39 protein-coding genes are annotated in these 24,875 nt (G+C 42.7%); 2 read left to right on the forward strand and 37 right to left on the reverse strand.

Annotation, left to right across the window (positions count from 1 at the left end; genetic code table 11):
* Positions 1 to 66: 66 nt before the first annotated feature.
* The 33 genes from IAE45_RS08995 to thiD form a co-directional block, all read right to left on the reverse strand.
* Positions 67 to 864 carry an energy-coupling factor transporter transmembrane component T family protein gene (locus IAE45_RS08995; RefSeq protein ID WP_005227113.1) on the reverse strand — a complete coding sequence of 266 codons (798 nt, stop codon included), beginning with the start codon at positions 862 to 864 and terminating at the stop codon, positions 67 to 69.
* Entirely contained in the window at positions 854 to 1,720 is an 867-nt protein-coding gene (locus IAE45_RS09000; protein ID WP_200125798.1) for an energy-coupling factor ABC transporter ATP-binding protein, read from the reverse strand. Before IAE45_RS09000 ends, IAE45_RS08995 begins: the two co-directional genes overlap by 11 nt.
* On the reverse strand, positions 1,696 to 2,532 hold the full coding sequence (locus IAE45_RS09005) for an energy-coupling factor ABC transporter ATP-binding protein (RefSeq protein ID WP_200125796.1): 837 nt from the start codon (positions 2,530 to 2,532) through the stop codon (positions 1,696 to 1,698). The genes IAE45_RS09000 and IAE45_RS09005 overlap by 25 nt, the downstream gene beginning before the upstream one ends.
* 271 nt (positions 2,533 to 2,803) lie before the next feature.
* Entirely contained in the window at positions 2,804 to 3,184 is a 381-nt protein-coding gene (rplQ, locus tag IAE45_RS09010) for a 50S ribosomal protein L17 (RefSeq protein WP_003128038.1), read from the reverse strand.
* Positions 3,185 to 3,254: 70 nt separating this feature from the next.
* The gene (locus IAE45_RS09015; RefSeq protein ID WP_008376367.1) at positions 3,255 to 4,193 is read right to left on the reverse strand and encodes a DNA-directed RNA polymerase subunit alpha; all 939 of its coding nucleotides are present in this window, start codon (positions 4,191 to 4,193) and stop codon (positions 3,255 to 3,257) included.
* Positions 4,194 to 4,272: 79 nt separating this feature from the next.
* Positions 4,273 to 4,662: a 30S ribosomal protein S11 gene (gene rpsK / locus IAE45_RS09020; RefSeq protein WP_005227104.1), complete on the reverse strand. Its 390-nt coding sequence runs from the start codon at positions 4,660 to 4,662 to the stop codon at positions 4,273 to 4,275.
* Between the two features lie 27 nt (positions 4,663 to 4,689).
* Positions 4,690 to 5,055: a 30S ribosomal protein S13 gene (rpsM, locus tag IAE45_RS09025; RefSeq protein ID WP_005227102.1), complete on the reverse strand. Its 366-nt coding sequence runs from the start codon at positions 5,053 to 5,055 to the stop codon at positions 4,690 to 4,692.
* A 17-nt stretch (positions 5,056 to 5,072) separates the two neighbouring features.
* Positions 5,073 to 5,189: a 50S ribosomal protein L36 gene (gene rpmJ / locus IAE45_RS09030; protein WP_002288710.1), complete on the reverse strand. Its 117-nt coding sequence runs from the start codon at positions 5,187 to 5,189 to the stop codon at positions 5,073 to 5,075.
* Between the two features lie 32 nt (positions 5,190 to 5,221).
* Positions 5,222 to 5,440 carry a translation initiation factor IF-1 gene (gene infA / locus IAE45_RS09035; protein WP_002288695.1) on the reverse strand — a complete coding sequence of 73 codons (219 nt, stop codon included), beginning with the start codon at positions 5,438 to 5,440 and terminating at the stop codon, positions 5,222 to 5,224.
* A gap of 188 nt (positions 5,441 to 5,628) precedes the next feature.
* Complete coding sequence (locus IAE45_RS09040) at positions 5,629 to 6,273, reverse strand: adenylate kinase (protein ID WP_005227100.1); 645 nt, start codon at positions 6,271 to 6,273, stop codon at positions 5,629 to 5,631.
* Positions 6,274 to 6,333: 60 nt separating this feature from the next.
* Positions 6,334 to 7,629, reverse strand: a complete 1,296-nt coding sequence (gene secY / locus IAE45_RS09045) for a preprotein translocase subunit SecY (RefSeq protein ID WP_200125794.1) — start codon at positions 7,627 to 7,629, stop codon at positions 6,334 to 6,336.
* On the reverse strand, positions 7,629 to 8,069 hold the full coding sequence (rplO, locus tag IAE45_RS09050; protein ID WP_003128016.1) for a 50S ribosomal protein L15: 441 nt from the start codon (positions 8,067 to 8,069) through the stop codon (positions 7,629 to 7,631). The genes secY and rplO overlap by 1 nt, the downstream gene beginning before the upstream one ends.
* A gap of 40 nt (positions 8,070 to 8,109) precedes the next feature.
* Entirely contained in the window at positions 8,110 to 8,289 is a 180-nt protein-coding gene (rpmD, locus tag IAE45_RS09055; RefSeq protein WP_003128015.1) for a 50S ribosomal protein L30, read from the reverse strand.
* Positions 8,290 to 8,302: 13 nt separating this feature from the next.
* The gene (gene rpsE, locus IAE45_RS09060) at positions 8,303 to 8,803 is read right to left on the reverse strand and encodes a 30S ribosomal protein S5 (protein WP_003128014.1); all 501 of its coding nucleotides are present in this window, start codon (positions 8,801 to 8,803) and stop codon (positions 8,303 to 8,305) included.
* Positions 8,804 to 8,823: 20 nt separating this feature from the next.
* On the reverse strand, positions 8,824 to 9,180 hold the full coding sequence (rplR, locus tag IAE45_RS09065) for a 50S ribosomal protein L18 (protein ID WP_005227097.1): 357 nt from the start codon (positions 9,178 to 9,180) through the stop codon (positions 8,824 to 8,826).
* Positions 9,181 to 9,237: 57 nt separating this feature from the next.
* Positions 9,238 to 9,774, reverse strand: a complete 537-nt coding sequence (gene rplF, locus IAE45_RS09070) for a 50S ribosomal protein L6 (RefSeq protein WP_005227095.1) — start codon at positions 9,772 to 9,774, stop codon at positions 9,238 to 9,240.
* Between the two features lie 31 nt (positions 9,775 to 9,805).
* The gene (gene rpsH / locus IAE45_RS09075; RefSeq protein ID WP_005227093.1) at positions 9,806 to 10,204 is read right to left on the reverse strand and encodes a 30S ribosomal protein S8; all 399 of its coding nucleotides are present in this window, start codon (positions 10,202 to 10,204) and stop codon (positions 9,806 to 9,808) included.
* Between the two features lie 32 nt (positions 10,205 to 10,236).
* Complete coding sequence (locus IAE45_RS09080; protein ID WP_003128010.1) at positions 10,237 to 10,422, reverse strand: type Z 30S ribosomal protein S14; 186 nt, start codon at positions 10,420 to 10,422, stop codon at positions 10,237 to 10,239.
* An 18-nt stretch (positions 10,423 to 10,440) separates the two neighbouring features.
* Positions 10,441 to 10,980 carry a 50S ribosomal protein L5 gene (gene rplE, locus IAE45_RS09085; RefSeq protein ID WP_005227088.1) on the reverse strand — a complete coding sequence of 180 codons (540 nt, stop codon included), beginning with the start codon at positions 10,978 to 10,980 and terminating at the stop codon, positions 10,441 to 10,443.
* Positions 10,981 to 11,007: 27 nt separating this feature from the next.
* Positions 11,008 to 11,319, reverse strand: a complete 312-nt coding sequence (gene rplX, locus IAE45_RS09090; RefSeq protein WP_003128007.1) for a 50S ribosomal protein L24 — start codon at positions 11,317 to 11,319, stop codon at positions 11,008 to 11,010.
* Positions 11,320 to 11,354: 35 nt separating this feature from the next.
* Positions 11,355 to 11,723, reverse strand: coding sequence for a 50S ribosomal protein L14 (gene rplN / locus IAE45_RS09095; RefSeq protein WP_003128006.1), 369 nt, complete (start codon positions 11,721 to 11,723; stop codon positions 11,355 to 11,357).
* A 60-nt stretch (positions 11,724 to 11,783) separates the two neighbouring features.
* Entirely contained in the window at positions 11,784 to 12,050 is a 267-nt protein-coding gene (rpsQ, locus tag IAE45_RS09100; protein WP_003128005.1) for a 30S ribosomal protein S17, read from the reverse strand.
* A gap of 24 nt (positions 12,051 to 12,074) precedes the next feature.
* Positions 12,075 to 12,263 (reverse strand): 50S ribosomal protein L29, encoded by a 189-nt coding sequence (gene rpmC / locus IAE45_RS09105; RefSeq protein ID WP_002288664.1) that lies wholly within the window; start codon positions 12,261 to 12,263, stop codon positions 12,075 to 12,077.
* Positions 12,253 to 12,687: a 50S ribosomal protein L16 gene (gene rplP / locus IAE45_RS09110; protein WP_005226918.1), complete on the reverse strand. Its 435-nt coding sequence runs from the start codon at positions 12,685 to 12,687 to the stop codon at positions 12,253 to 12,255. The genes rpmC and rplP overlap by 11 nt, the downstream gene beginning before the upstream one ends.
* Before the next feature lie 2 nt (positions 12,688 to 12,689).
* Positions 12,690 to 13,346, reverse strand: a complete 657-nt coding sequence (gene rpsC / locus IAE45_RS09115) for a 30S ribosomal protein S3 (protein WP_005226916.1) — start codon at positions 13,344 to 13,346, stop codon at positions 12,690 to 12,692.
* A gap of 13 nt (positions 13,347 to 13,359) precedes the next feature.
* On the reverse strand, positions 13,360 to 13,707 hold the full coding sequence (gene rplV / locus IAE45_RS09120; RefSeq protein ID WP_003127973.1) for a 50S ribosomal protein L22: 348 nt from the start codon (positions 13,705 to 13,707) through the stop codon (positions 13,360 to 13,362).
* A 23-nt stretch (positions 13,708 to 13,730) separates the two neighbouring features.
* Positions 13,731 to 14,009, reverse strand: coding sequence for a 30S ribosomal protein S19 (gene rpsS, locus IAE45_RS09125; RefSeq protein WP_005226914.1), 279 nt, complete (start codon positions 14,007 to 14,009; stop codon positions 13,731 to 13,733).
* 42 nt (positions 14,010 to 14,051) lie between these two features.
* Positions 14,052 to 14,885 (reverse strand): 50S ribosomal protein L2, encoded by an 834-nt coding sequence (gene rplB / locus IAE45_RS09130; RefSeq protein ID WP_005226912.1) that lies wholly within the window; start codon positions 14,883 to 14,885, stop codon positions 14,052 to 14,054.
* Between the two features lie 39 nt (positions 14,886 to 14,924).
* Entirely contained in the window at positions 14,925 to 15,218 is a 294-nt protein-coding gene (locus IAE45_RS09135; RefSeq protein WP_005226911.1) for a 50S ribosomal protein L23, read from the reverse strand.
* Positions 15,218 to 15,841 (reverse strand): 50S ribosomal protein L4, encoded by a 624-nt coding sequence (gene rplD, locus IAE45_RS09140; RefSeq protein WP_005226910.1) that lies wholly within the window; start codon positions 15,839 to 15,841, stop codon positions 15,218 to 15,220. The genes IAE45_RS09135 and rplD overlap by 1 nt, the downstream gene beginning before the upstream one ends.
* A gap of 29 nt (positions 15,842 to 15,870) precedes the next feature.
* Positions 15,871 to 16,500 carry a 50S ribosomal protein L3 gene (gene rplC / locus IAE45_RS09145; RefSeq protein WP_003127967.1) on the reverse strand — a complete coding sequence of 210 codons (630 nt, stop codon included), beginning with the start codon at positions 16,498 to 16,500 and terminating at the stop codon, positions 15,871 to 15,873.
* A gap of 22 nt (positions 16,501 to 16,522) precedes the next feature.
* Positions 16,523 to 16,831 carry a 30S ribosomal protein S10 gene (rpsJ, locus tag IAE45_RS09150; RefSeq protein ID WP_003127966.1) on the reverse strand — a complete coding sequence of 103 codons (309 nt, stop codon included), beginning with the start codon at positions 16,829 to 16,831 and terminating at the stop codon, positions 16,523 to 16,525.
* A gap of 327 nt (positions 16,832 to 17,158) precedes the next feature.
* Positions 17,159 to 17,989, reverse strand: coding sequence for a bifunctional hydroxymethylpyrimidine kinase/phosphomethylpyrimidine kinase (thiD, locus tag IAE45_RS09155; protein WP_200125792.1), 831 nt, complete (start codon positions 17,987 to 17,989; stop codon positions 17,159 to 17,161).
* Positions 17,990 to 18,096: 107 nt separating this feature from the next.
* On the opposite strand from thiD, the gene IAE45_RS09160 reads away from it, so the two are divergent.
* Positions 18,097 to 19,542: an aminotransferase-like domain-containing protein gene (locus tag IAE45_RS09160; RefSeq protein WP_142962352.1), complete on the forward strand. Its 1,446-nt coding sequence runs from the start codon at positions 18,097 to 18,099 to the stop codon at positions 19,540 to 19,542.
* Positions 19,526 to 20,251, forward strand: coding sequence for a nitroreductase family protein (locus tag IAE45_RS09165; protein WP_081118829.1), 726 nt, complete (start codon positions 19,526 to 19,528; stop codon positions 20,249 to 20,251). The genes IAE45_RS09160 and IAE45_RS09165 overlap by 17 nt, the downstream gene beginning before the upstream one ends.
* Positions 20,252 to 20,382: 131 nt before the next feature.
* Here the strand turns inward: IAE45_RS09165 and tuf are convergent, their stop codons facing one another.
* The 4 genes from tuf to rpsL form a co-directional block, all read right to left on the reverse strand.
* The gene (gene tuf, locus IAE45_RS09170) at positions 20,383 to 21,570 is read right to left on the reverse strand and encodes an elongation factor Tu (RefSeq protein ID WP_005226902.1); all 1,188 of its coding nucleotides are present in this window, start codon (positions 21,568 to 21,570) and stop codon (positions 20,383 to 20,385) included.
* Between the two features lie 148 nt (positions 21,571 to 21,718).
* The gene (gene fusA / locus IAE45_RS09175; RefSeq protein ID WP_077453910.1) at positions 21,719 to 23,803 is read right to left on the reverse strand and encodes an elongation factor G; all 2,085 of its coding nucleotides are present in this window, start codon (positions 23,801 to 23,803) and stop codon (positions 21,719 to 21,721) included.
* Positions 23,804 to 23,883: 80 nt separating this feature from the next.
* Entirely contained in the window at positions 23,884 to 24,354 is a 471-nt protein-coding gene (gene rpsG, locus IAE45_RS09180; RefSeq protein ID WP_003127957.1) for a 30S ribosomal protein S7, read from the reverse strand.
* A 70-nt stretch (positions 24,355 to 24,424) separates the two neighbouring features.
* Positions 24,425 to 24,838 carry a 30S ribosomal protein S12 gene (rpsL, locus tag IAE45_RS09185; RefSeq protein ID WP_003127956.1) on the reverse strand — a complete coding sequence of 138 codons (414 nt, stop codon included), beginning with the start codon at positions 24,836 to 24,838 and terminating at the stop codon, positions 24,425 to 24,427.
* Positions 24,839 to 24,875 lie beyond the last annotated feature (37 nt).

Below are 24,875 nucleotides of genomic sequence, written 5' to 3' on the forward strand. Positions count from 1 at the left end.
ATCGCCAGCAGTCTCGTTGCTTCGTTAAGAACCTTTCGTGGGTTGACTTTAATCATAGGTCTTCGTTTATCCTCTTAAGAACACTAACGCTACTGTAAAGAGCGCAAAAACGATGACAACCAATGTGTCCCGTTGATGCCAGTGCAAAATACGATACTTCGTACGCCCTTCGCCGCCTTGATAGCCTCTGGCTTCCATAGCGGTAGCTAGATCTTCCGCACGGTTAAAGCTGCTGACAAATAAAGGAATCAACAAAGGAACGATCGCCTTCATCTTCTGCAACAGTCCCCCTTCGCCGAAATCGACCCCGCGGGCACGCTGGGCGTTCATGATTTTTTCTGTTTCATCCATCAAGGTTGGCACAAAGCGCAACGCGATCGACAGCATCAGTGAGATTTCATGGACAGGGAACCGGATCGCTTTTAAAGGACGCAAAATGTATTCGATCGCATCTGAAAGCTCTAATGGGGGCGTCGTTAACGTCAACAGAGTCGACATGAAAATGATCAAAACAAAACGACAAAAAATAAAGATCCCATTTTGGACACCAAATTCTGTGATGTTAAAAATCCACCAAGACCAGTAGACGTCGCCGCCGGTAGTAAATAAAATCTGTAACGCCACGGTAAACAAAATCAGCCAAATCAAAGGACGTACGCCGCGAATAAAGAAGCCAAAATCGATTTTTGAAAAGGAGATACAAAAGAGCGTAAAAGCACCCGCTAATAAATAGCTTTGCCAATTATTCGCCAAAAAGATAATCGCGATAAAATAAAAACTAGCAATCAATTTGACTCGTGGATCTAAACGGTGGATCAAGGAGTCCCCGGGAATAAAACGACCGAAAATCAGTTTATTCATCATGGGCAGTCGCCCCCTTTGCTACTAAAACATCTGCCAGTTCATCAGCCGTTAGCGGCAACTGCTCAAATGCCAATCCTCTGGCTTGGAGTTGTTCCGCAAATGCGGTTGCTGTCGGTACCCCTAACTGCTTTTCTTGCAACCAGGCAGTATCTTGAAACACAACGGACGGCGTGCCGGCTTTGACGAGACGGCCTTTTTCTAGCACATAGACATAATCAGCATAGTTCGCCACATCATCCATCAAGTGGGTCACTAAAATGATCGTCATGTTCTTTTCCTGATGCAGGCGATCAAACATTTCCATCATCTCTTTGCGTCCTTGTGGATCTAAGCCCGCTGTCGGCTCGTCTAAGACCAAAACTTCTGGTTCCATAGCCAAGACCCCAGCAATCGCTACACGGCGCATTTGGCCCCCTGAAAGGTCAAATGGTGAACGTTCCAGAAAACTTTCATCTAAACCTACCAATTGAATGTATTCTTGGGCTAATCCTTTGGCTGCTTCTTCGGAGACCCCAAAGTTTTTCGGTCCAAAAGCGATATCCCTCGCCACGGTTTCCTCAAATAATTGGGATTCAGGAAATTGGAAAACGATCCCGACTTTTTTACGTAACGGTTTTAGATTTTTGTTGTCTGTCTCGGGTTTGATGACTCGCTCACCGATCGTGACCGTGCCAGTCGTTGGTTTTAATAATGCATTCAAGTGCTGCAGCAACGTAGATTTTCCGCTCCCTGTATGACCGACTAAGGCGGTATAAGAGCCTTCTTTGATCTCTAAATCGATATCGAACAAAACCCGTTGTTCAAACGGAGAATGCGGTTGGTAGGTGAATCCTACTTGTTCAAAACGGATGTCCATAGCCAATCCACCATCCCTTCTTCAGTTAAGTACGCTTGTGGTACCGTGATGCCCCGCTGTTTTAGTGCCGCCTTTAATTTTTCAGGAAACGGCAGATCTAAGCCTAGCTCGATCAGTTCTGGCCCTGCGGAAAAAATCTCTGCGGGTGCCCCTTCGCGGACGAGCTCTCCTTGACGCATCACCAGCACCCGATTGGCGTTGGCTGCTTCATCGATATCATGGGTGATCGATAGCACGGTCAAATTGTTTTTCTCTTTGATTTTTTTGATCGTTGCGATCACTTCTTCACGGCCTTCTGGATCTAGCATACTAGTGGCTTCATCAAGAATGATGATATCTGGGCGCAATGCAACGACGCCGGCAATGGCTACCCGCTGTTTTTGACCACCAGAAAGACGCGCGGGTTCCCGGGTCGCAAACTCGCTCATCCGTACTTGTTCCAGAGCGTCTTTGACACGAACCAGCATTTCTTCTCGCGGGATTCCTTGATTTTCTAAACCGAAAGCCACATCATCTTCCACCGTCGAACCAACGAATTGATTGTCAGGGTTTTGAAAGACCATACCGACCATTTTTCGAATATTCCAGATATTTTCTTCATTCAAAGGCAATTCGCCGACAGAAACACTGCCTTCTTGTGGCAAGATCAAGCCATTGATGGTTTTTGCTAAAGTTGATTTACCAGAGCCGTTATGGCCGATCAACGCCACCCATTCCCCTTTGTTGATGGAAAAGGATACGTTATTTAACGCGGCACGCTCTTCTTCGCTATAACGCACAGTAATAGCATTCAATTCAATGATTGGCTTCATGATAGACTCCTTCATTTGCGATTAATTCTTTCTAACACTACCAAAAAAGCGCACGTTTTTCAATGATTCACGCACGATTTGTCTCCAGATCTTTTTTTCACTTGCCATCACCTGTCTTGACAGGTAATCGAAAGTAAAAAAAAAGCACTTTATGATGAGTGCGTACACCTCGAAATACATCGAGGTGTAGGCGCTGAGCTAGACTCGGAAAGTTTCTTCCAACATCATAACACTCTTAGTAAACATCTATAAAGTGATGATAAGTGTGATTTTAAACAAGTTCTAGGATAACCATTGGTGCAGCATCTCCGCGTCTTGGTTCTGTTTTCAAGATACGAGTATATCCACCTTGGCGATCTGTGTAACGAGGAGCGATATCATTGAATAATTTTTGTAATGCTGATTCAATAACTACTTCTTCGTTTTCTTCACGTACACTTGCAACTTCATTACGAACGAATGCTGCTGCTTGACGACGTGCATGCAAATCACCACGTTTACCTAAAGTGATCATTTTTTCTGCAGTTGAACGAACTTCTTTCGCACGAGCTTCAGTCGTAACGATACGTTCGTTAATGAATAAATCAGTTGTCAAATCACGCAACATCGCTTTACGTTGGCTAGATGTGCGTCCTAGTTTACGATAACTCACGTGGTTTCCCTCCTTCACTTTCGAATGTTGTATCGGTCAGACGAACCGAACTAACGTAATCGAAAACGGTTTAATCGTCTTTACGTAGTCCTAAACCTAAATCATGTAATTTCACTTTGACCTCTTCAAGAGATTTACGGCCTAAGTTTCTTACTTTGATCATTTCTGGTTCAGATTTGTTTGTCAATTCTTGTACAGTATTGATTCCTGCACGTTTTAGACAGTTGTATGAACGAACAGATAAGTCTAATTCTTCGATGGTCATTTCCAACATTTTTTCTTTTTGTGTTTCTTCTTTTTCAACCATGATTTCAGCGTTTTTCGCTTCATCCGTTAGGTTAACAAAGATGTCTAAATGTTCAGTCATGATCTTCGCAGACAAACTCATTGCTTCCAATGGTTCGATTGAGCCATCAGTCCATATTTCCATCGTTAATTTGTCGAAATCATCCCGACGACCGACACGTGTGTTTTCTACTTGGTAGTTGACACGACGTACTGGTGTATAGATTGAATCGACTGGAAGAACACCGATTGGCATGTCTTCTTTTTTGTTTTCGTCCGCTTGAACGTAGCCGCGGCCAGGTTTCACTGTTAAGCGAGCATGGAACGTAGCACCTTCAGAAACGGTACAGATATACATATCTTTGTTAAGGATTTCTACATCACTATCAACGATGATATCGCCAGCAGTTACTGTAGCAGGTCCTGAAATATCAATTTCAAGGGTCTTTTCTTCATCCCCGTACATTTTCAATGCAAGACCTTTAATATTCAAGATGATTTGAGCAACGTCTTCCCGAACACCCTTAACAGTTGAGAATTCGTGTAAAACTCCATCGATTTGAATATTGGTGATTGCCGCACCAGGTAAAGAAGATAATAAAATACGACGTAGGGAATTTCCTAGTGTAGTTCCGTAGCCTCTTTCAAGAGGTTCCACGATGAACTTGCCATAATCTTTGTCTTCATCAATCTTTGCGATTCTTGGTTTTTCGAATTCAATCATTCTTATCTATTACCCCTTTCAAAACGAAAAGTGTCTTGTTCAATGACGTTTTTGTTACACTCAAAATGAGCAGCACTCATTAAACACGACGGCGTTTTGGAGGGCGGCATCCATTATGAGGGACTGGAGTCACGTCACGGATCGCACTCACTTCCAAACCTGCTGCTTGTAATGAACGAATTGCTGCTTCACGTCCAGAACCAGGTCCTTTAACTGTTACTTCAACAGTTCTTAATCCGTGTTCCATTGCTGCTTTGGTAGCTGTTTCTGCTGCCATTTGAGCGGCAAAAGGAGTAGATTTTTTGCTTCCTTTGAAACCTAATGAACCAGCTGATGACCATGCTAATGCATTACCATGAGTATCAGTGATCATTACGATTGTATTATTGAATGTTGAGTGAATATGTGCAATACCCGCTTCAATATTCTTTTTCACACGGCGTTTACGACTCACTTTTTTTGCTGCCATGAAGTTTTAACCTCCTTCACTTAGGAATTATTTTTTCTTGCCTGCGACTGTTTTAGACGGGCCTTTACGAGTACGTGCATTGTTTTTCGTGTTTTGTCCACGAACTGGCAATCCACGGCGATGACGGATCCCACGGTAAGAACCGATTTCCATCAATCGTTTGATGTTTAAGTTCACTTCACGACGAAGGTCACCTTCAACTTTTAATTTATCAACTTCTGCACGGATAGCATCTGTTTGTTCATTCGTTAAATCACGAACACGAACTTCTTCAGACACGCCAGCGTCAGCTAAAATTTGTTTTGCAGTCGTGTTACCAATACCATAGATATAAGTAAGTGAAACGACCACACGTTTATCACGAGGAATATCTACTCCTGCAATACGAGCCATATTTGTTACACCTCCGATTATCCTTGACGTTGTTTATGTTTTGGATTTGCTGGGCAAATCACCATAACGCGTCCTTTACGACGAATTACTTTACAATGTTCGCACATTGGTTTTACTGATGGTCTTACTTTCATGATAATACCTCCTGTGGTTTTACGGAGTACAATTATTTAAAGCGATAAGTAATGCGGCCACGGTTCAGATCATACGGGGATAATTCCACCGTCACTTTGTCTCCAGGTAAAATACGAATGTAGTGCATCCGGATCTTACCAGAAACGGTCGCTAGAACTTGGTGTCCGTTTTCCAATTCTACTTTAAACATTGCATTCGGCAAAGTTTCGACGACTGTACCTTCGACTTCAATCATATCTTCTTTTGCCACGCACAGTACCTCCTTGTACTTGTGATTTTCACACGATAAAATGGCGGAAACTCGGTTCCCACCTGATATTCTCAAACTATGCTCCTACTCAATAAAAAGTAGAAGTCGGACTGACATATTCTATCATATCCTGTCAAAGATTTCAAGAGAAAGTTTTAAGCTGCAAGTTGGACTCGGGCAATCTATGATTAGTCAATGATCTTTTGAACATCTTCGAATACAGCGTCGATGTCGCGATCCCCATCAATCGATTGCAATAACCCTTTGTCTTTGTAATAAGTCAAAATTGGTTCACTGCTTTTGATATTGACAGCTAGACGATTTTTGACCGTCTCAGGCTTATCATCTTCACGCTGGTAGAAGTCATGACTTCCACAACGATCACATGTTCCTTCCTCTTTTGGAGGATTGAACAATTTATGATAAGTTGCCCCACAATTGCGGCACATGAAGCGGCCGGCTAAACGTTCTACAAGAACTTCTTCAGGAACATGAATATCAATAACGGCATCAAGTTTTTTGTTAAGGTCAGCTAGCATCTCATCTAACGCTTTTGCTTGATCCAATGTACGAGGAAAACCATCTAATAAGAAACCTTTCTCGGTATCAGGTTCAGCTAAACGTTCTTTAACGATCCCATTTGTAACCTCATCAGGAACTAATGCGCCTTGATCCATGTATGATTTTGCTTTAAGGCCTAGTTCTGTTTCGTTCGCCATCGCAGCCCGAAACATATCGCCTGTTGAAATATGAGGAAGACCGTATTCAGCAACGATACGTTCTGCCTGAGTACCTTTTCCAGCACCAGGTAATCCCATTAAAATGAAGTTCATTCTAATTCCTCCTGTAAGTTTTTGAATAGTGTTGAGGAAATCCTCAACACTTCAATAACTTTAATTGATGAAACCAGTATATTTCCGTTTCAGCATAAGCCCTTCTAACTGCTTAGCAGTATCAAGTGCCACACCGATAATGATCAATAGACTCGTTCCACCTAGTCCGATCGATTGCGGTAGATTCCAAGCCATCTGAGCGATGATTGGAAGTAAAGCAACCAATCCTAAAAAGATCGATCCAACCGTGCTTAATCGCATCAACAAACGTGATACATATTCTTCGGTTCCTTTACCAGGACGCACACTCGGAATGTAACTTCCTTGTTTTTGCAAGTTTTCCGCTAATTTCTCAGGGTTCACTTGAACAAATGCGTAGAAGAAGGTAAACGCAACGATCAAGACAGTATAGATGATCGCACCCGGTACAGTGTTGTAACTAAAGATCGTTTGCACCACTTCGTACCAAGTTTCTCCTTTATATGAACTACCTAATGCTTGAATGATCGCATTTGGTGTTGTAATAAAAGAACTGGCAAAGATAACTGGGATAACCCCGGCAGCATTTACTTTCAAAGGAAGGTAACTGCTGGTAGGCGCTCCTGCTACCCGTTTTGTATATTGGATCGGAATCTTGCGTTCTGCTTGTTGAACATACGTTACTAAAGTAATGACGATCAACACAGCGATCACAAGCAGCGCCATAAAGATAGCATTTAGCCAGATATCCGATTGTTCCACGTTAATGAAGTAATCTTCAATCAATTCTTTGATGCTTGCTGGTAAGCGTGAAATGATCCCTGCAAAGATGATCATTGACACACCGTTTCCGATACCACGCTCGGTGATCTGCTCTCCTAACCAAGTGACTAACATCGTTCCGGCTGTTAAAATCAGACCGATCACGATATAGGTTGCCATATTAGGATTGTTTACAAACCCGAGTTGAGTGTAATAGTTAAATCCAGCCGTTAATGTCATGGATTGGACAAAGCCCAATACCAACGTCAAGTAACGTGTTGCCTGATTTAATTTCTTACGACCCACTTCACCTTGCTTCGACCATTCAACAAATTTAGGAACGATATCCATCTGCAACAACTGAATGACAATTGAGGCAGTGATGTAAGGGGAAACCCCCATCGAGAAAATCGAAAATTGTTGCATGGCGCCACCACTTACCAAGTTCAACATGTTTAAAAATGGTAGATCCGCGATGGTATTTAGGCGACTTGCGTCTACGCCTGGCACAGTAATATGTGTTCCCAGACGAAAGACAAACAAGATTAAGACGGTGAACAATATTCTGGATCTAATATCCTTAACCTTAAAGGCATCCTTCAATAGTCTGATCATTAGATCACCTCGATTGATCCACCAGCAGCAACGATTGCTTCTTCAGCTGCTTTTGAGAATTTAGCTGCTTTCACAGTCAATTTCTTCGTTAATTCTCCGTTAGCTAATACTTTGATTCCAGCTTTTTCGTCTTTGACGATTCCAGCTTCGTGTAAAGCAACAGGTGTTACTTCAGCACCGTCTTCAAAGCGGTTCAAGACATCAAGATTGATGACTGCATATTCTTTGCGGTTCACATTTGTAAAGCCACGTTTTGGTAAACGACGGAACAATGGTGTTTGTCCACCTTCGAATCCTAGACGTACTCCGCCGCCTGAACGAGCTTTTTGACCTTTTTGTCCACGTCCAGCTGTTTTACCGTTACCAGATGAAGTTCCTCGACCGACACGGTTACGTACTTGGCGTGAGCCTTCTGATGGTTTTAATTCATGAAGTTTCATAGGTTTGGCACCTCCTTAATCAAACTAGATCTGCTGATCCTTAGACCTCTTCAACGTCCACTAAGTGAGAAACAGTGTTAACCATGCCTTTGATTGCATCATTAGCAGGTTTTACAACTGTTGAGTTCAACTTTGTAAGACCTAACGCTTTTACAGTATCACGTTGGTTTTGGGGACGTCCGATAATACTGCGTTTTAAAGTAATTTTCAATTCAGCCATTATAGTGTCCTCCTTAACCGATTAATTCTTCTACTGATTTGCCGCGAAGTGCTGCCACTTCTTCAGCGCGTTTTAATTGTTTTAAACCTTCAACTGTTGCGCGAACAACGTTGATTGGTGTGTTAGAACCTAAAGATTTAGATGTGATATCAGCTACCCCAGCTAATTCCAATACGGCACGAACTGGTCCACCAGCAGCTACCCCAGAACCTTCTACAGCAGGTTTCATAAGGATGCGTCCGCCGCCGAATACACCGATAACTTCGTGAGGGATTGTAGAACCAACCATTGGTACTTCCACCAAGTTTTTCTTCGCGTCTTCGATTGCTTTACGGATTGCTTCTGGTACTTCTTGTGCTTTACCAGTACCGAAACCTACGTGTCCGTTTTTGTCACCGACAACAACTAATGCAGCAAAACGTAGACGACGTCCACCTTTAACAACTTTAGTTACACGGTTGATCGCAACAACGCGGTCTTCTAATTCCAAATGTTTTGGATCAATATAAACCATGAATGGTGTTCCTCCTTCTCTTAAAATTCCAGTCCATTTTCGCGAGCTGCTTCAGCTAAAGCTGCTACACGGCCATGGTAAAGGTATCCACCACGGTCAAAGACTACTACTTTAATACCTTTTGCTGCTGCACGTTCTGCGACTAATTTACCGACAGCTTGTGCTTGTTCAGTTTTTGTTGCACCTGAAACTTCTTTGTCTAAGGCAGAGGCACTTGCTAGCGTCACACCCGCTACGTCATCAATTACTTGTGCGTAGATGTTTTTGTTCGAACGGAACACGTTTAAGCGTGGGCACTCAGCAGTACCAGAGATTTTGTTACGTACACGACGATGTCTTTTCTGACGTGTCTTGTTTTTATCTGGTTTTGTAATCACAATTTGTCACCTCTTTTAATTTTGCTAGCCTAAGCTGCTAGTCGTAAAGAATTACGACTATTTACCAGTTTTACCTTCTTTACGGCGTACAAATTCGCCAACATAACGAATTCCTTTGCCTTTGTAAGGTTCTGGAGGACGAACGCCACGGATATTGGCAGCCAATTCGCCAACGACTTCTTTATCTGATCCTTTAACGATCACAGAAGTGTTTGAAGGAACTTCGATTTCGATTCCAGCTGGCGCTTCGATTTCAACTGGATGAGAGTAACCAACGTTCAATACAAGTTTTTTTCCTTGTAATTGAGCACGGTACCCAACCCCGATTAATTCTAACGCTTTTTGGAAACCTTCAGAAACACCAACAACCATGTTGTTGAAGTTTGCACGGGTAGTTCCGTGGATAGTTTTCATTTCTTTACTATCATTTGGACGAGTGAATGTTACTTCGTTTCCTTCGATATTCATTGTGATATCAGAAGAGAAAGTACGTGTTAATTCACCTTTAGGTCCTTTAACTGTAATGTCGTTTCCGTTTTGCTTGATTTCAACACCAGCAGGAAGAACGACGATCTTATTACCGATACGACTCACTTAGAGGCACCTCCTTGTGTAATATTTTAAATTACCATACATAAGCGACTACTTCGCCGCCAACATTTTTTGCTCTAGCTTCTTTGTCAGTGATTACACCGTCAGAAGTTGAGATAATCGCGATTCCTAGACCATTCAATACTTTTGGTACTTCGTCAGCTTTGACATAAGCACGCAAGCCTGGTTTAGAGATACGTTTTAAGTTTGTGATAACACGTTCACCGTTTTTACCGTATTTAAGAAATACGCGGATCACGCCTTGTTTGTCATCTTCAATGTATTCAACATCGCGAACGAAACCTTCACGTTTCAAGATTTCAGCGATATCACGTTTGATTTTTGAAGCAGGTACTTCTAGGCTTTCGTGTTTAACCATGTTTGCGTTACGCACGCGCGTTAGAAAATCTGCAATTGGATCTGTCATGACCATGGGATAATTTACCTCCTTTATGCGAGTATAGTTTACCAGCTAGCTTTCTTCACGCCGGGAATTTGTCCTTTATAGGCAAGTTCGCGGAAGCAAATACGGCAAAGATGAAATTTACGATAAACTGAATGTGGACGTCCGCAACGTTCACAACGAGTGTATTCTTGCGTTGAGAATTTAGCAGGGCGTTTGTTTTTAGCAATCATTGATTTTTTAGCCACGTAGTTCGCCTCCTTTTTTTATTTTTGGAATGGCATGCCTAATTGTGTCAACAATTCACGAGATTCTTCATCTGTGTTTGCTGTTGTTACAATCACGATATCCATACCACGTACTTTGTCGATCAAATCATAATCTACTTCAGGGAAAATCAATTGTTCTTTGATACCTAAAGTGTAGTTTCCGCGTCCGTCGAACGCTTTTTTGCTCACACCGTGGAAGTCACGGACACGTGGCAATGACACACTTACTAGTTTATCTAAGAATTCATACATTCTTTCGCCGCGTAGTGTTACTTTCGCACCGATTGGCATTCCTTCACGTAAACGGAATCCTGCGATAGATTTTTTCGCTTTTGTTATCAATGGTTTTTGACCTGAGATCAATTGTAATTCTTCAACAGCTTTGTCTAAGTTTTTAGCATTAGAAACAGCGTCACCGACACCCATGTTGATAACGATTTTATCAACTTTTGGTGCTTCCATGATTGAGCTGTAGTTAAATTTGTCCATTAATGATGGGACAACTTCTTTTGAATATTTTTCTTTAAGGCGGTTCATCTGTTAGCCCCTCCTTCCTTCATCAGATTATTTATCAAGAACTTCTCCGGTTTTCTTAGAAACGCGGACTTTTTTGCCGTCAACTTCTTTGTAACCGACACGCGTAGCTTCACCGTTCGATGGATCAACCACCATCACGTTAGAAACATGAATTGGTGCTTCCATTTCAACGATTCCGCCTTGAGGAGCAGTTTGAGAAGGTTTTTGGTGTTTTTTGACAACATTGACACCTTCAACAACGACTTTGTCTTTTTTAGGAAACGCTGCTAGCACAACGCCTTCTTTGTTTTTGTCTTTACCAGTGATAACTTTAACTTTATCGCCTTTTTTAACAAACATGTTTGTTTCGCACCTCCTTTAGATAAGAATCACTATTACAATACTTCTGGTGCTAGGGAAACGATCTTCATAAAGTTGCCTTCACGCAATTCGCGGGCAACTGGGCCAAAGATACGAGTTCCACGAGGGCTCTTATCGTCACGGATAATAACCGCAGCATTTTCATCGAATTTGATGTATGAACCGTCTGTACGACGAGCTCCTGATTTAGTACGAACGATAACGGCTTTAACGACGTCACCTTTTTTGACAACCCCACCTGGCGTTGCTTGTTTAACCGTAGCAACAATCACGTCACCAATATTGGCAGTTTTACGACCAGATCCGCCAAGGACTTTGATCGTTAGAATTTCACGGGCACCTGAGTTGTCCGCCACTCTTAATCGGCTTTCTGCTTGGATCACGATGTGTATCCTCCTTTCAGATTTTGCAATTCACAATCTATATAGGAAAATCTCGTGTGATTAGATAATCACTGCCTTTTCAACAATCTCTACTAGACGGAAACGTTTCGTAGCTGATAATGGACGAGTTTCCATAATTTTCACGATATCGCCAACTTTTGCTTCGTTGTTTTCATCGTGTGCTTTGTATTTCTTAGAATAGTTCAGACGTTTGCCGTAGATAGGGTGGTTTTTCTTTGTTTCAACGACAACAGTGATAGTTTTATCCATTTTGTCTGATACCACGCGACCTTGGTAAACTTTGCGTTGATTTCTTTCTTCAGTCATACGCTAAATGGCCTCCTTCCACTATTACTTAGCTTGTTCACGCAATACTGTTTTAATGCGTGCAATCGATTTACGTACTTCTTTGATACGTGCAGTGTTTTCTAATTGACCTGTTGCTAATTGGAATCTAAGATTGAACAATTCTTCTTTCAATTGTTTTTCTTGATCTAGCATTTCGGCAGTGGTTAATTCTCTGATTTCTTTAACCTTCATTCGATTCACCACCCATTTCCTCACGTTTTACGATCTTCGTTTTCACTGGTAATTTGTGAGAAGCAAGACGTAGCGCTTCGCGCGCAACTTCTTCAGGTACACCGGCAATTTCAAACATGATTTTACCACGTTTAACTGGTGATACCCATCCTTCAGGAGCCCCTTTACCAGAACCCATACGTACCCCGATAGCTTTGGCAGTATAAGATTTGTGAGGGAAAATTTTGATCCATACTTTCCCGCCACGTTTCATATAACGAGTCATTGCGATACGGGCAGCTTCGATTTGACGGTTTGTGATCCAGTGTGATTCAACAGCTTGTAAGCCGTATTCACCGAATGCTACTTCTTTTCCGCCTTTCGCTTCGCCACGCATTTTTCCGCGGAACTCACGACGGTGTTTTACACGTTTAGGTACTAACATGTTTATTTCCCTCCTTTCTCAGTGTTCTTTTTAGTTGGAAGAACTTCTCCACGATAAATCCACACTTTAACTCCTAGTTTTCCGTATGTTGTATCTGCTTCTTCCCATGCGTAATCAATGTCCGCACGTAATGTATGAAGTGGAACGGTTCCTTCTGAGTAACCTTCTGAACGAGCGATATCCGCACCATTTAGACGGCCAGAAACTTGTGTTTTGATTCCTTTAGCGCCAGAACGCATTGTGCGTTGGATCGCTTGTTTTTGCGCACGACGGAAAGCAACACGGTTTTCTAATTGACGTGCGATTCCTTCGCCTACTAATTTAGCATCTAAATCTGGTTTTTTGATTTCAACGATGTTGATGTGAACTCGTTTGCCAGTTAGGCTATTTAATTCTTTTCTTAGGTTTTCGACTTCAGATCCGCCTTTACCGATAACCATACCTGGTTTAGCTGTGTGGATTGAAATATTCACGCGGTTTGCTGCACGCTCGATCTCAACTGTAGACACAGCGGCATCAGCAAGTTTAGATGCGATAAATTTACGGATTTTCAAATCTTCATGTAGAAATTCAGCATACTCTTTTTCAGCATACCATTTAGCATCCCAGTCACGGATGATGCCTACACGCATTCCAATTGGATGTACTTTTTGACCCACTGATTGTCCCTCCTTATTTTTCTGATACGACTACAGTAATATGACTTGTACGTTTGTTGATCGGTGAAGCTGAACCTTTCGCACGTGGACGGAAACGTTTCATCGTTGGTCCTTCGTTTACGAATGCTTCAGAAACAATCAAGTTTTCAACATCTAAGTCAAAATTATTTTCTGCATTGGCAATAGCTGACATCAAGACTTTCTCGATGATTCCAGCTGCTTTATTTGGTGTGAACTTTAAGATCGCGATTGCTTCAGCAACGCTTTTCCCTCTGATTAAGTCAATAACTAGACGAGATTTACGAGGAGAAACGCGGACTGTTTTAGCAGTTGCTTTCGCTGATGTGATTTGTTCTGCCATTTTTGGATATCCTCCCCTCAAAATTAGCGTCTTGTTTTCTTATCATCGGCAGCATGTCCGCGATAAGTTCTTGTTGGTGCAAATTCACCTAATTTGTGTCCTACCATGTCTTCTTGGATGTAAACTGGTACATGTTTCCGTCCATCATACACAGCAATTGTAAATCCGATAAAATTAGGGAAAATTGTAGAACGACGTGACCAAGTTTTGATCACTTTTTTCTTTTCAGCGCCTTCTTGTGCTTCGACCTTTTTCATCAAATGGTCATCGACAAAAGGTCCTTTTTTCAAACTACGACCCATGGTGTACCTCCTCTCAAAATGTGCGACACACGGTCAAGTATATTACTTAGTTTTACGACGACGAACGATAAGTTTGTCTGATTTTGCTTTTTTGTTACGTGTTTTGTAACCAAGTGCAGGTTGTCCCCAAGGAGAAACTGGTGCTTTACGTCCGATTGGTGCTTTACCTTCACCACCACCGTGTGGGTGATCATTAGGGTTCATTACGCTACCACGTACAGTTGGGCGTTTGCGCATCCAACGAGAACGACCGGCTTTACCGATGTTGATCAATTCGTGTTGTTCATTACCAACAGAACCGATTGTTGCACGACATGATGCTAAGATCATCCGTACTTCACCAGAGTTCAAGCGGATCAATACGTATTTGCCTTCTTTACCAAGTACTTGAGCACTTGTTCCAGCTGAACGAATCAATTGTCCACCTTTACCAGGTTTCATTTCGATGTTGTGGATAACAGTACCGACTGGAATATTTTCTAGTGGTAATGCATTCCCTACTTTAATATCTGCATCTGGACCAGAAACGACAGTCATGCCAACTTCTAATCCTTTAGGTGCTAAGATGTATGCTTTTACTCCATCCTCGTAATGTACTAACGCAATGTTAGCAGAACGGTTTGGATCATATTCAATCGTTTTAACCGTAGCAACGACGTTGTCTTTGTTACGTTTGAAATCGATCAAACGGTATTGACGTTTGTGACCGCCACCTTGATGACGAACCGTGATACGTCCGTTGTTGTTACGACCAGCATTGTTTTTCAAAGGAGCTAACAATGTTTTTTCTGGTGTTGAAGTTGTGATTTCAGCGAAATCAGAACTTGTCATATTACGACGGCCGTTCGTGGTAGGTTTGTACTTTTTAATCGCCACGTCTTTTTCCCTCCCATGTAAAGTTTATGCGTGAGTTGCTTATTCAGCAGCTTCGAAAATTTGGATTTCTTTAGAATCTTCAGTTAAAGTCACAACAGCTTTGCGACGTTTTTTTGTATATCCTGCATATTTACCCATGCGTTTGAATTTCGGACGAACGTTGATGATGTTCACGTTTGCCACTTTCACTCCGTCAAAGGCAGCTTCTACAGCTTGTTTTACTAAAGTTTTGTTAGCTTTTGTGTCCACTTCAAAAGTGTATTTCTTGTCATCCATGGCAAGCATTGATTTTTCAGTGATCACTGGGCGTTTAATAACGTCTAGTAAGTTCATTATGCAAGCACCTCCTCGATCTGAGTAAGAGCAGTTTGTGTCACTAACATTTTGTCGTTAGAAACGATGTCTAAAACACTAATGTTATCAGCAGTAACTACAGAAACTTTTGGCAAGTTGCGCGCAGATAAAGCGGCAAAGTCGTTTTCAGATTCTAAAACTACCAATACTTTAGAGTCAATTGTCAAGTTAGCTAAAACTTGTTTGAATTCTTTTGTTTTTGGAGCATCAAAGCTTAATCCTTCTACTGCTACCAAGTTATTTGAAGCAACTTTTTCTGACAATACAGATTTCATTGCTAAGCGACGAACTTTTTTAGGAAGTTTGTAGCTGTATGAACGTGGTGTTGGTCCGAAGACTACGCCACCTCCACGCCATTGTGGTGAACGGATTGAACCTTGACGGGCACGTCCAGTTCCTTTTTGGCGCCATGGTTTACGGCCACCGCCACGAACGGCACTGCGGTTTTTCACAGCGTGTGTTCCTTGTCTTAATGAAGCGCGTTGCATGATGATTGCATCATAGACAACTGATTCATTTGGTTCGATTCCGAAGATTTCTTCGTTCAATGTAATTTCGCCATTTTGGCTTCCATCTTGTTTGAATAATGCTACATTCGGCATTCCTTAGTTCCTCCTTTCTTCCTATCTACTTATTTAGCTTTCACAGCTGATTTGATTGTAATCAATGATTTTTTCGCGCCAGGTACATTACCTTTGATCAAGATAACGTTGCGTTCTGCGTCTACGCGTACGATTTCCAAGTTTTGGATCGTGATGCGATTTCCGCCCATACGTCCAGCAAGACGTTTGTTTTTGAATACACGGTTAGGTGCAACTGGACCCATTGATCCAGGACGACGGTGGTAACGAGAACCGTGAGCCATTGGTCCGCGGCTTTGTCCGTGACGTTTGATAACGCCTTGGAATCCTTTACCTTTCGAAGTGCCGGTTACATCGATGATGTCTCCTGCTTCAAAAATATCAACTTTGATTTCTGATCCTACTTCTAAGCCCTCTAGCTCTACATTCTTGAATTCGCGAATGAAGCGCTTAGGAGCCGTGTTTGCTTTTGCAACATGACCTTTCGCAGGTTTGTTAGACAAAACTTCACGCATATCTTGGTAGCCGACTTGAATTGCTTCGTAGCCGTCATTTTCGATTGTTTTCACTTGTAGCACTACGTTTGGTGTAGCTTCTACTACAGTTACTGGAATCAATTCGCCAGATTCAGTGAAGATTTGAGTCATTCCCACTTTTTTCCCTAAGATTCCTTTGGTCATGATTACACCTCCATCTTAATTATTATAGTTTGATTTCGATATTAACACCGCTTGGCAAGTCTAGCTTCATTAAAGCATCAACAGTTTTTGGTGTTGGATTCACAATGTCGATTAGACGTTTGTGTGTACGCATTTCGAATTGTTCGCGTGAATCTTTGTATTTGTGCGTCGCACGGATGATCGTGTACAAGCTGCGTTCAGTTGGTAATGGAATTGGACCAGATACGCCAGCTCCAGTTCTCTTTGCAGTTTCTACGATTTTATCCGCTGATTGATCTAAAATACGATGTTCATACGCTTTTAAACGGATACGAATTTTTTGTTTTGCCATTGTTTTCCCTCCTTCGCCTATTTTGAAAAGTAGACATAGCTCCACGAAAATTTTCCGTCACGCTCGTCCATGGCAAAGCGTCCGGGCGTGTCGCAACCTCTCGTTTCGTAGCCGGCAGAAAATTTCTTTGCTGCCAGTGTGACTTACGTATTTACGTAAACAGCACCTTTATGATTATATTACGGATAAACATTGATTGCAAGCTTTTTTTATGGAAAAACCGGGATTCTTTTGCATTTCTTTCAGAAAATTTTCTTTTGGTTTCGTAACACAAAAAAAGAAGCGTTGACCGCTTCTTCATTTCCTATTTATATAGAAGAAAACCTGCTATTGCGGCGCTTCCTCATTCATACGGCTTTGGGCGTGGGTATAGGCACCATGCCACACATGGCCCACATAAGGATTGATGACCACTCCTTCTTTGATCGCCGCTGTGACAAAGGCTTTCGCTAAGCGAACACTTTCCTCGACGGGTTTGCCTTTTGCAAGACCGGCAGCGATTGCCGCTGAAAAGGTGCAGCCTGCCCCATGATTAAAATCGGTAGCGATTTTGTCACTTTCCAACAGGAGGAAGGATTCTCCATCATAAACAAGGTCGATGGCTTTTGCTCCTGGCAATCGATGACCGCCTTTGATCACGACGTATTTAGCACCTAATTGATGGATTTTTTCAGCAGCTTGCTTCATGGCTTCCACACTCGTCAAGTCCCCCAAACCCGAAAGAATCCCCGCTTCTACTAAATTAGGGGTGACAACATCTGCTAAAGGCAACAAATGCGTGATGATGGCATCGACGCTTTTTGGCTGTAAGATTTCTGCAGTCCCTTTGCAAGCAATGACAGGATCGATCACCACATTTTTGACTTGCTGCTGTTGGATCATCTGCGCAGCTTGGACAATATTGTCTTCATTGCCTAACATCCCCGTTTTAAGGGCATCCATCGGATCACCTGCAAAGGCGGAGATCAATTGTTTTTCGACAAGCGCTGGTTCCATTGCTGTTACTTCATGGCTCCAACCCGCTTGTGGATCCATCGTGACGATCGAAGCGATCGTAGCAAAACCAAAGACACCATACTCCTGAAACGTTTTTAAATCTGCTTCGATACCGGCACCACCGGTTGAATCGGACCCGGCAATTGATATGACTTTTTCCATCTTCTTCATCTCCTTGTGCTTTTTGCTAAGTATAGTCAATCTTCCCCTTGACGAAAAGAGCCATTTGGCTTATTTTTAAACCATCCAATTGAAAAAGGTGGTGCAGGATGGCTTCATCAAGTATTGACAAACAAAAGAAACAACCGATTTACCAGCAGATCGTGACCCATTTTATTGAAGAGATCCAAGCAGGAACCTATGGGCCTGGGGATCGTTTACCACCAGAGCGCAGCTTGGCCCAGACTTTTGACGTCAATCGTTCCACCGTCGTCAAAGCGTTAGATGAATTGAAGAGCTTAGGATGGATCGAACGAAAACAAGGCAGTGGTTCTCGAGTATTAGAAGGCCGCTGGGGGAACCGCCAAACCCCACTTTCTTATTTACGCTCGTCTTTAAGCAGCCCTTACTTGCAGCAAGACCCTTACCTTCAACAAATCCAACATTTACGTGCTGAAAAAGATGTGCTGGATCTGTATACAGGTGATCTACCTGCCGATCTGATCCCCGACTTCACGTTTCCTGCCTTTACCTGGGAAGAGATTCGCAAAGAAAGCACCAAAATTTTGCCAACTGGTTACGAGCCTCTGCAAGAAATTTTATTGCAGCACCTTGCGGATTCCTTCAATTTGCCCACTAGCGGTCAAAAACTAGTAATTACTGCCGGTTCGACGCAAGGAATTACGTTACTAATGCAAGTGCTGCTGCAAGCGGGGGACTGTATCGCGACAGAGGACCCTTCTTTCTTGTTCTCTCTCCCCTTGTTTTCCACGATGAATGTCCAGTTGATTGGGATCAAACAAGATAGCGAAGGGATGCGACCCGCCGCGTTGGAGAAAGTGCTGAAGGAAAAGAAGATCAAATTCGTCTATCTTAACCCCACCTTCCAAAACCCAACGGGGCATACTATGAGTGAGCATCGGCGTCAAGCGATCATCCGCCTTTGCCAGACCTACCAAGTACCGATCATTGAGGATGATGTTTTTAGTGAGTTGGCTTTTGATGAAGTGCCGTCCAAGCTAAAATCCATGGCTCCCGAAACTGTCATTTATTTAGGCTCGCTTTCAAAATTACTTGGGTCATCAATCAAAATTGGTTGGCTTTTGGTGCCAGAAGCGTTAGCCGACCAATTTGCCCAAGCGAAAAAACGGATGGCGATCGATACCACGATCTTCCCGCAAGTCCTTGCCAACATCGCCTTACGCTCCTCTGATTACCACCAGCAGCAGCGGACACTGCTTGCAGAAATGGCCCAGCGCCAGCAAGACCTACATCAACTCTTGCTGGCATTTCAGGAGGATTGGCAATGGCAGCCGACGAAAGGCGGTCTTTACCTGTGGTTGACTTGGCGTCATCGCACATTGACCCGCAAAGATTGGTCGCTCTTTTTGGCGAACGATTGCTTAGTAGCACCTGCTTTTCTTTTCAGTGACGATACGAATGGCTTGCGTTTGAACTATACCCGCTTAGCCAAAGATGATTTACCACGATTTCAAGAACAATTCACAAAAATCACCCAACAGTTAAAGGAGCAAACCTATGAACGAAACCATTGAGCTTTTGCACAACCACCGCACTTACCGACAATTTGACCCTGACTATCGCTTGAGCCAAGAGCAAGTAACCGCGATTTTGACTGCGGCTCGTCAAGCACCTAGCTGGATGAACGGGCAAGCCTATTCGATCTTAGTGATCGACGACCCGCAGATCCGCCAGCAAATGGTCGAATGGAATCCTGGCAATCCTCATATCGCAGCAAGTTCGCTCTTTCTGCTGTTTCTCGCAGATTTAAACCGAACCAAAAAAGTTGCTGACAAAAAACAGACCCCCTATCCAATCGATGAGGGCTATCAGCCATTATTGATCGCCACCACTGATGCCAGCATCGCTTTGCAATCTGGTGCGATCGCTGCTGAATCACTGGGCTTAGGCACCGTCATTTCTGGCAGTGTCCGCAAAGACAGCGCCAAAATCGCTGAATTGCTGCACTTACCGGAATACGTCTATCCTGTGGCTGGCTTGAGCATCGGTAAACCAATCGTAGAAATGAAGGTCAAACCTCGCTTGCCAGAAGAAGCGGTCATTCATTACAACCACTACCAGGACTATTCTTATGATGCGATCGAAGCCTACGATCAAACGATGACTGCTTTTGGAGAAGCCCGTGAGACCAAACCATGGTCAGAAAAATTTGCTGGGTTTTACAGCAATCGCCCTGACCAAGGATTTGACGCCTTCTTGAAGAAGCAAAAACTAATAAAATAAAAAGCACCGCTCTCTTTAGCTTCGATGAACCGTAACGGATTCATCAACGCTAGAGAGAGCGGCTTTTTTTCTACAAGAGTCGAAAAAAAAAGAGCAAAAGCGCGTACGCTTTTGCTCTTCGATCAATCAAATTAAGCTTGGATTGAAGTTACAACGCCTGAACCAACAGTACGTCCGCCTTCACGAATTGAGAAACGAGTTCCGTCTTCGATAGCGATTGGGTGGATCAATTCAACGTCGATTGTTACGTTATCACCAGGCATAACCATTTCAGTTCCTTCTGGTAATTCAACAACACCAGTTACGTCAGTTGTACGGAAGTAGAACTGAGGACGGTAGTTAGTGAAGAATGGTGTATGACGTCCACCTTCTTCTTTTGTTAAAACGTAAACTTCAGCTTTAAATTTTGTATGAGGTGTGATTGTACCAGCTTTAGCCAATACTTGTCCACGTTGGATGTCTTCACGAGCAACACCACGTAGCAATGCACCAATGTTATCCCCTGCTTCAGCATAGTCTAACAATTTACGGAACATTTCAACACCAGTTACAGTTGTTTTAGCAGTTTCTTCAGCAATACCAACGATTTCAACTTCGTCACCAACGCGAACTTGTCCACGTTCAACACGGCCTGTAGCAACAGTACCACGTCCAGTGATTGAGAATACGTCTTCGACTGGCATCATGAATGGTTTGTCAGTGTCACGTTCTGGAGTTGGAACGTATTCGTCAACTGCAGCCATTAATTCCATGATTTTTTCTTCGTATGAAGCATCGCCTTCAAGAGCTTTCAAAGCAGAACCAGCGATTACAGGAACATCGTCGCCTGGGAAGTCATATTCTGACAATAAGTCACGAACTTCCATTTCAACTAATTCTAGTAATTCTTCGTCATCAACCATATCCATTTTGTTTAAGAAAACAACGATGTATGGTACACCAACGTTACGTGATAACAAGATGTGTTCACGTGTTTGAGGCATAGGACCATCAGCAGCAGATACTACTAAGATCGCGCCGTCCATTTGAGCAGCACCAGTGATCATGTTTTTAACGTAGTCCGCGTGTCCTGGGCAGTCAACGTGAGCATAGTGACGTGCTTCAGTTTCGTACTCAACGTGAGCAGTTGAGATAGTGATTCCGCGTTCGCGTTCTTCTGGAGCGCCATCGATTTGGTCGTAAGCTGAAGCTTGAGCCAAACCTTTTTTAGATAATACAGTTGTGATAGCAGCTGTAAGTGTAGTTTTACCATGGTCAACGTGTCCGATCGTACCAATGTTTACGTGGGGTTTAGAACGGTCAAATTTTTCTTTTGCCATTTTAAAATGTTCCTCCTAAAAATGCAGTTTATTTTTTATATTTGATAGGTAGGGAGCCGCAGCTCCCCATCCCTTATCATCGATAATATTGTACACGAAACTCAGAAAAAAATATAGCTTTTTACTTAATTTCCTATACTTCCATCAATTATTCAGCTTTGCCGCCGTTTTTCTTGATGATTTCTTCTTGAACAGATTTAGGTACATCTTCATAGTGATCAAATGTCATCATGAACGTACCGCGACCTTGTGTTGATGAACGAAGTGTTGTTGCGTAACCGAACATTTCAGCTAATGGCACGATTGCGTTCACGATTTGTGAGTTACCGTGTGCTTCCATTCCTTCTACGCGTCCACGACGAGCAGTTACGTGACCCATAACATCACCTAAGTAATCTTCTGGTACAGTGATAACTACTTTCATCATTGGTTCAAGAATTACTGGGTTTGCTTTCTTCGCTGCAGCACGTAAAGCCATAGAAGCTGCAACACGGAAGGCAGTTTCACTTGAATCGACATCATGGTATGAACCATCATAAAGTTTTGCTTTGATGTCTACTAATGGGTAACCGGCTAAGACACCGTTCGCCATTGAGTCTTCAAGTCCTTTTTCAACTGCTGGGATGTATTCACGAGGAACCACACCACCGACAATCGCGTTTTCGAATTCGAAGCCTTTACCTTCTTCGTTTGGTGTAAATTCGACCCATACGTGACCGTATTGACCTTTACCACCAGACTGACGTACAAATTTACCTTCCGCTTGTGTTGCTGCACGGAATGTTTCACGATAAGAAACTTGAGGCGCACCTACGTTTGCTTCAACTTTAAATTCGCGACGCATACGGTCAACTAAGACGTCCAAGTGAAGTTCTCCCATACCAGCGATAACAGTTTCGCCTGTTTCAGCGTTTGTTTCCACACGGAATGATGGATCTTCTTCAGCAAGTTTTTGTAAAGCAACCCCCATTTTATCTTGGTCAGCTTTTGATTTAGGCTCAACAGCGACTTCGATAACTGGTTCTGGGAATTCGATTGATTCAAGGATTACTGGTGCTTTTTCATCACAAAGCGTGTCCCCAGTTGTTGTGTCTTTCAAACCAACAGCAGCGGCGATATCGCCTGAGTATACTGTTTGGATTTCAGCACGAGTGTTGGCGTGCATTTGTAGGATACGACCGATACGTTCGCGTTTGCCTTTTGAAGCATTCAATACGTATGATCCAGAGTTCAAGATACCTGAATACACACGGAAGAATGTCAAACGACCTACGAATGGGTCAGTCATTACTTTAAATGCTAATGAAGCAAATGGTGCTTCATCGTCAGCCGGACGATCAGTTTCTTCGTCTGTTTTAGGATTTACCCCTTTGATCGCAGGAACATCAAGTGGTGAAGGCAAGTAGTCGATGACTGCATCCAACATCAATTGAACCCCTTTGTTTTTAAAGGCAGATCCGCAAAGAACAGGGAAAAAGTCAACAGTCAATGTTGCTTGACGAATACCAGCTTTCAATTCTTCTTCAGTGATTTCTTCACCGTCCAAGAATTTCATCATTAGTTCTTCGTCAGTATCCGCAACAGCTTCGATTAATTTTTCGCGCCATTCTTCAGCTAATTCTACGTATTCTTCAGGAATTTCAGTCTCTTGGATTTCAGTTCCTAAGTCATTTGTGTAGATTTCAGCTTTCATTTTTACTAAGTCGATAATACCAGTAAAGTCATCTTCCGCACCAATTGGTAATTGGATTGGGTGAGCATTTGCTTGTAAACGATCATGTAAAGTTGATACAGAGTATAAGAAGTCTGCACCAATTTTGTCCATTTTGTTACAGAATACGATACGTGGTACGCGGTAGTCTGTCGCTTGACGCCAAACTGTTTCTGTTTGAGGTTCTACACCTGATTGTGAGTCCAATACAGTTACAGCACCATCAAGTACACGCAATGAACGTTGCACTTCGATCGTGAAGTCCACGTGTCCTGGTGTATCGATGATATTTACGCGGTTTTCTTTCCATTGCGCAGTTGTCGCAGCAGAAGTGATTGTGATCCCACGTTCTTGTTCTTGTTCCATCCAGTCCATTTGAGAAGCACCTTCATGTGTTTCTCCAATTTTATGGATTTTACCTGTGTAATAAAGGATACGTTCAGTTGTCGTTGTTTTACCAGCGTCAACGTGGGCCATGATCCCGATATTACGAGTTTTTTCTAGCGAAAATTCTCTTGCCATTCTAGGTTGTTCCCCTCTCATTCTTACTTAACTTAAGCTAAGGTTGTCTCAGTACCTTCCAATAAAAAGCAGTGAGGATCTTACCAACGATAGTGAGCAAATGCGCGGTTGGCTTCCGCCATTTTGTGTGTGTCTTCGCGTTTTTTCACAGAAGCACCAGTGTTGTTTGCTGCATCCATGATTTCTTTTGCAAGACGTTCTTCCATTGTGTGTTCGCCACGCAAACGAGCGTAGTTTACCACCCAACGAAGACCTAGAGTTGTACGACGTTCAGGACGTACTTCTACTGGTACTTGGTAGTTAGAACCACCGACACGGCGAGCTTTAACTTCCAATACAGGCATAATGTTTTTCATTGCTTGTTCGAAAACTTCCAATGGATCATTTCCTGTAGATTCTTTGATAATGCCAAAAGCATTGTAGATAATATTTGCAGCAACACCGCGTTTACCATCAACCATTACACGGTTGATCAAACGAGTTACTAATTTTGAGTTATAAATAGGATCTGGTAAAACATCACGTTTTGCAACAGGACCTTTACGAGGCATCCGTAACTCCTCCTTCCGAGATATCAGTTCTGATTTAAATAAGATTCATTTGATCTGTTTGTCTTAAAGATTAAGCTTTAGGACGTTTTGTACCATATTTAGAACGAGATTGTTTACGATCGTTAACACCGGCAGTATCCAATGCACCACGAACGATATGGTAACGTACCCCTGGTAAGTCTTTTACACGTCCACCACGTAACAAGACCACGCTGTGTTCTTGTAAGTTGTGTCCGATACCTGGAATATAAGCTGTCACTTCAATCAAGTTTGACAAACGAACACGCGCATATTTACGTAGAGCTGAGTTCGGTTTTTTCGGTGTCATAGTTCCCACACGAGTAGCTACCCCACGCTTTTGAGGTGAGTTAACATTCGTTTGAGCTTTCTTGAAACTGTTATATCCTTTGTTCAATGCTGGTGAATTTGATTTTTCAACCTTGGATTTACGAGGTTTACGTACTAATTGATTAATTGTAGGCATCCCTAGTTGTCCTCCTTCCTTGATTCGCTTTATAGTC

The organism is Enterococcus sp. S53, assembly GCF_016516865.1.
Lineage (GTDB): Bacteria > Bacillota > Bacilli > Lactobacillales > Enterococcaceae > Enterococcus_D > Enterococcus_D innesii.

What these genes read in the sequence shown, in the direction of transcription:
- IAE45_RS08995 (WP_005227113.1), bottom strand. Translation starts at nt 864, where the DNA reads ATGATGAATAAACTGATTTTCGGTCGTTTTATTCCCGGGGACTCCTTG.
- IAE45_RS09000 (WP_200125798.1), bottom strand. Translation starts at nt 1,720, where the DNA reads ATGGACATCCGTTTTGAACAAGTAGGATTCACCTACCAACCGCATTCT.
- IAE45_RS09005 (WP_200125796.1), bottom strand. Translation starts at nt 2,532, where the DNA reads ATGAAGCCAATCATTGAATTGAATGCTATTACTGTGCGTTATAGCGAA.
- IAE45_RS09015 (WP_008376367.1), bottom strand. Translation starts at nt 4,193, where the DNA reads ATGATTGAATTCGAAAAACCAAGAATCGCAAAGATTGATGAAGACAAA.
- rpsK (WP_005227104.1), bottom strand. Translation starts at nt 4,662, where the DNA reads ATGGCAGCAAAAAAAGTGAGTCGTAAACGCCGTGTGAAAAAGAATATT.
- rpsM (WP_005227102.1), bottom strand. Translation starts at nt 5,055, where the DNA reads ATGGCTCGTATTGCAGGAGTAGATATTCCTCGTGATAAACGTGTGGTC.
- rpmJ (WP_002288710.1), bottom strand. Translation starts at nt 5,189, where the DNA reads ATGAAAGTAAGACCATCAGTAAAACCAATGTGCGAACATTGTAAAGTA.
- IAE45_RS09040 (WP_005227100.1), bottom strand. Translation starts at nt 6,273, where the DNA reads ATGAACTTCATTTTAATGGGATTACCTGGTGCTGGAAAAGGTACTCAG.
- secY (WP_200125794.1), bottom strand. Translation starts at nt 7,629, where the DNA reads ATGATCAGACTATTGAAGGATGCCTTTAAGGTTAAGGATATTAGATCC.
- rplO (WP_003128016.1), bottom strand. Translation starts at nt 8,069, where the DNA reads ATGAAACTTCATGAATTAAAACCATCAGAAGGCTCACGCCAAGTACGT.
- rpmD (WP_003128015.1), bottom strand. Translation starts at nt 8,289, where the DNA reads ATGGCTGAATTGAAAATTACTTTAAAACGCAGTATTATCGGACGTCCC.
- rpsE (WP_003128014.1), bottom strand. Translation starts at nt 8,803, where the DNA reads ATGGTTTATATTGATCCAAAACATTTGGAATTAGAAGACCGCGTTGTT.
- rpsH (WP_005227093.1), bottom strand. Translation starts at nt 10,204, where the DNA reads ATGGTCATGACAGATCCAATTGCAGATTTTCTAACGCGCGTGCGTAAC.
- rplE (WP_005227088.1), bottom strand. Translation starts at nt 10,980, where the DNA reads ATGAACCGCCTTAAAGAAAAATATTCAAAAGAAGTTGTCCCATCATTA.
- rplX (WP_003128007.1), bottom strand. Translation starts at nt 11,319, where the DNA reads ATGTTTGTTAAAAAAGGCGATAAAGTTAAAGTTATCACTGGTAAAGAC.
- rpsQ (WP_003128005.1), bottom strand. Translation starts at nt 12,050, where the DNA reads ATGACTGAAGAAAGAAATCAACGCAAAGTTTACCAAGGTCGCGTGGTA.
- rpmC (WP_002288664.1), bottom strand. Translation starts at nt 12,263, where the DNA reads ATGAAGGTTAAAGAAATCAGAGAATTAACCACTGCCGAAATGCTAGAT.
- rplP (WP_005226918.1), bottom strand. Translation starts at nt 12,687, where the DNA reads ATGTTAGTACCTAAACGTGTAAAACACCGTCGTGAGTTCCGCGGAAAA.
- rplV (WP_003127973.1), bottom strand. Translation starts at nt 13,707, where the DNA reads ATGGCAGAACAAATCACATCAGCGAAAGCAACTGCTAAAACAGTCCGC.
- rpsS (WP_005226914.1), bottom strand. Translation starts at nt 14,009, where the DNA reads ATGGGTCGTAGTTTGAAAAAAGGACCTTTTGTCGATGACCATTTGATG.
- IAE45_RS09135 (WP_005226911.1), bottom strand. Translation starts at nt 15,218, where the DNA reads ATGAACTTACTAGACGTTATTAAACGCCCAGTGATCACTGAAAAATCA.
- rplD (WP_005226910.1), bottom strand. Translation starts at nt 15,841, where the DNA reads ATGCCGAATGTAGCATTATTCAAACAAGATGGAAGCCAAAATGGCGAA.
- rplC (WP_003127967.1), bottom strand. Translation starts at nt 16,500, where the DNA reads ATGACCAAAGGAATCTTAGGGAAAAAAGTGGGAATGACTCAAATCTTC.
- rpsJ (WP_003127966.1), bottom strand. Translation starts at nt 16,831, where the DNA reads ATGGCAAAACAAAAAATTCGTATCCGTTTAAAAGCGTATGAACATCGT.
- thiD (WP_200125792.1), bottom strand. Translation starts at nt 17,989, where the DNA reads ATGGAAAAAGTCATATCAATTGCCGGGTCCGATTCAACCGGTGGTGCC.
- IAE45_RS09160 (WP_142962352.1), top strand. Translation starts at nt 18,097, where the DNA reads ATGGCTTCATCAAGTATTGACAAACAAAAGAAACAACCGATTTACCAG.
- IAE45_RS09165 (WP_081118829.1), top strand. Translation starts at nt 19,526, where the DNA reads ATGAACGAAACCATTGAGCTTTTGCACAACCACCGCACTTACCGACAA.
- tuf (WP_005226902.1), bottom strand. Translation starts at nt 21,570, where the DNA reads ATGGCAAAAGAAAAATTTGACCGTTCTAAACCCCACGTAAACATTGGT.
- fusA (WP_077453910.1), bottom strand. Translation starts at nt 23,803, where the DNA reads ATGGCAAGAGAATTTTCGCTAGAAAAAACTCGTAATATCGGGATCATG.
- rpsG (WP_003127957.1), bottom strand. Translation starts at nt 24,354, where the DNA reads ATGCCTCGTAAAGGTCCTGTTGCAAAACGTGATGTTTTACCAGATCCT.
- rpsL (WP_003127956.1), bottom strand. Translation starts at nt 24,838, where the DNA reads ATGCCTACAATTAATCAATTAGTACGTAAACCTCGTAAATCCAAGGTT.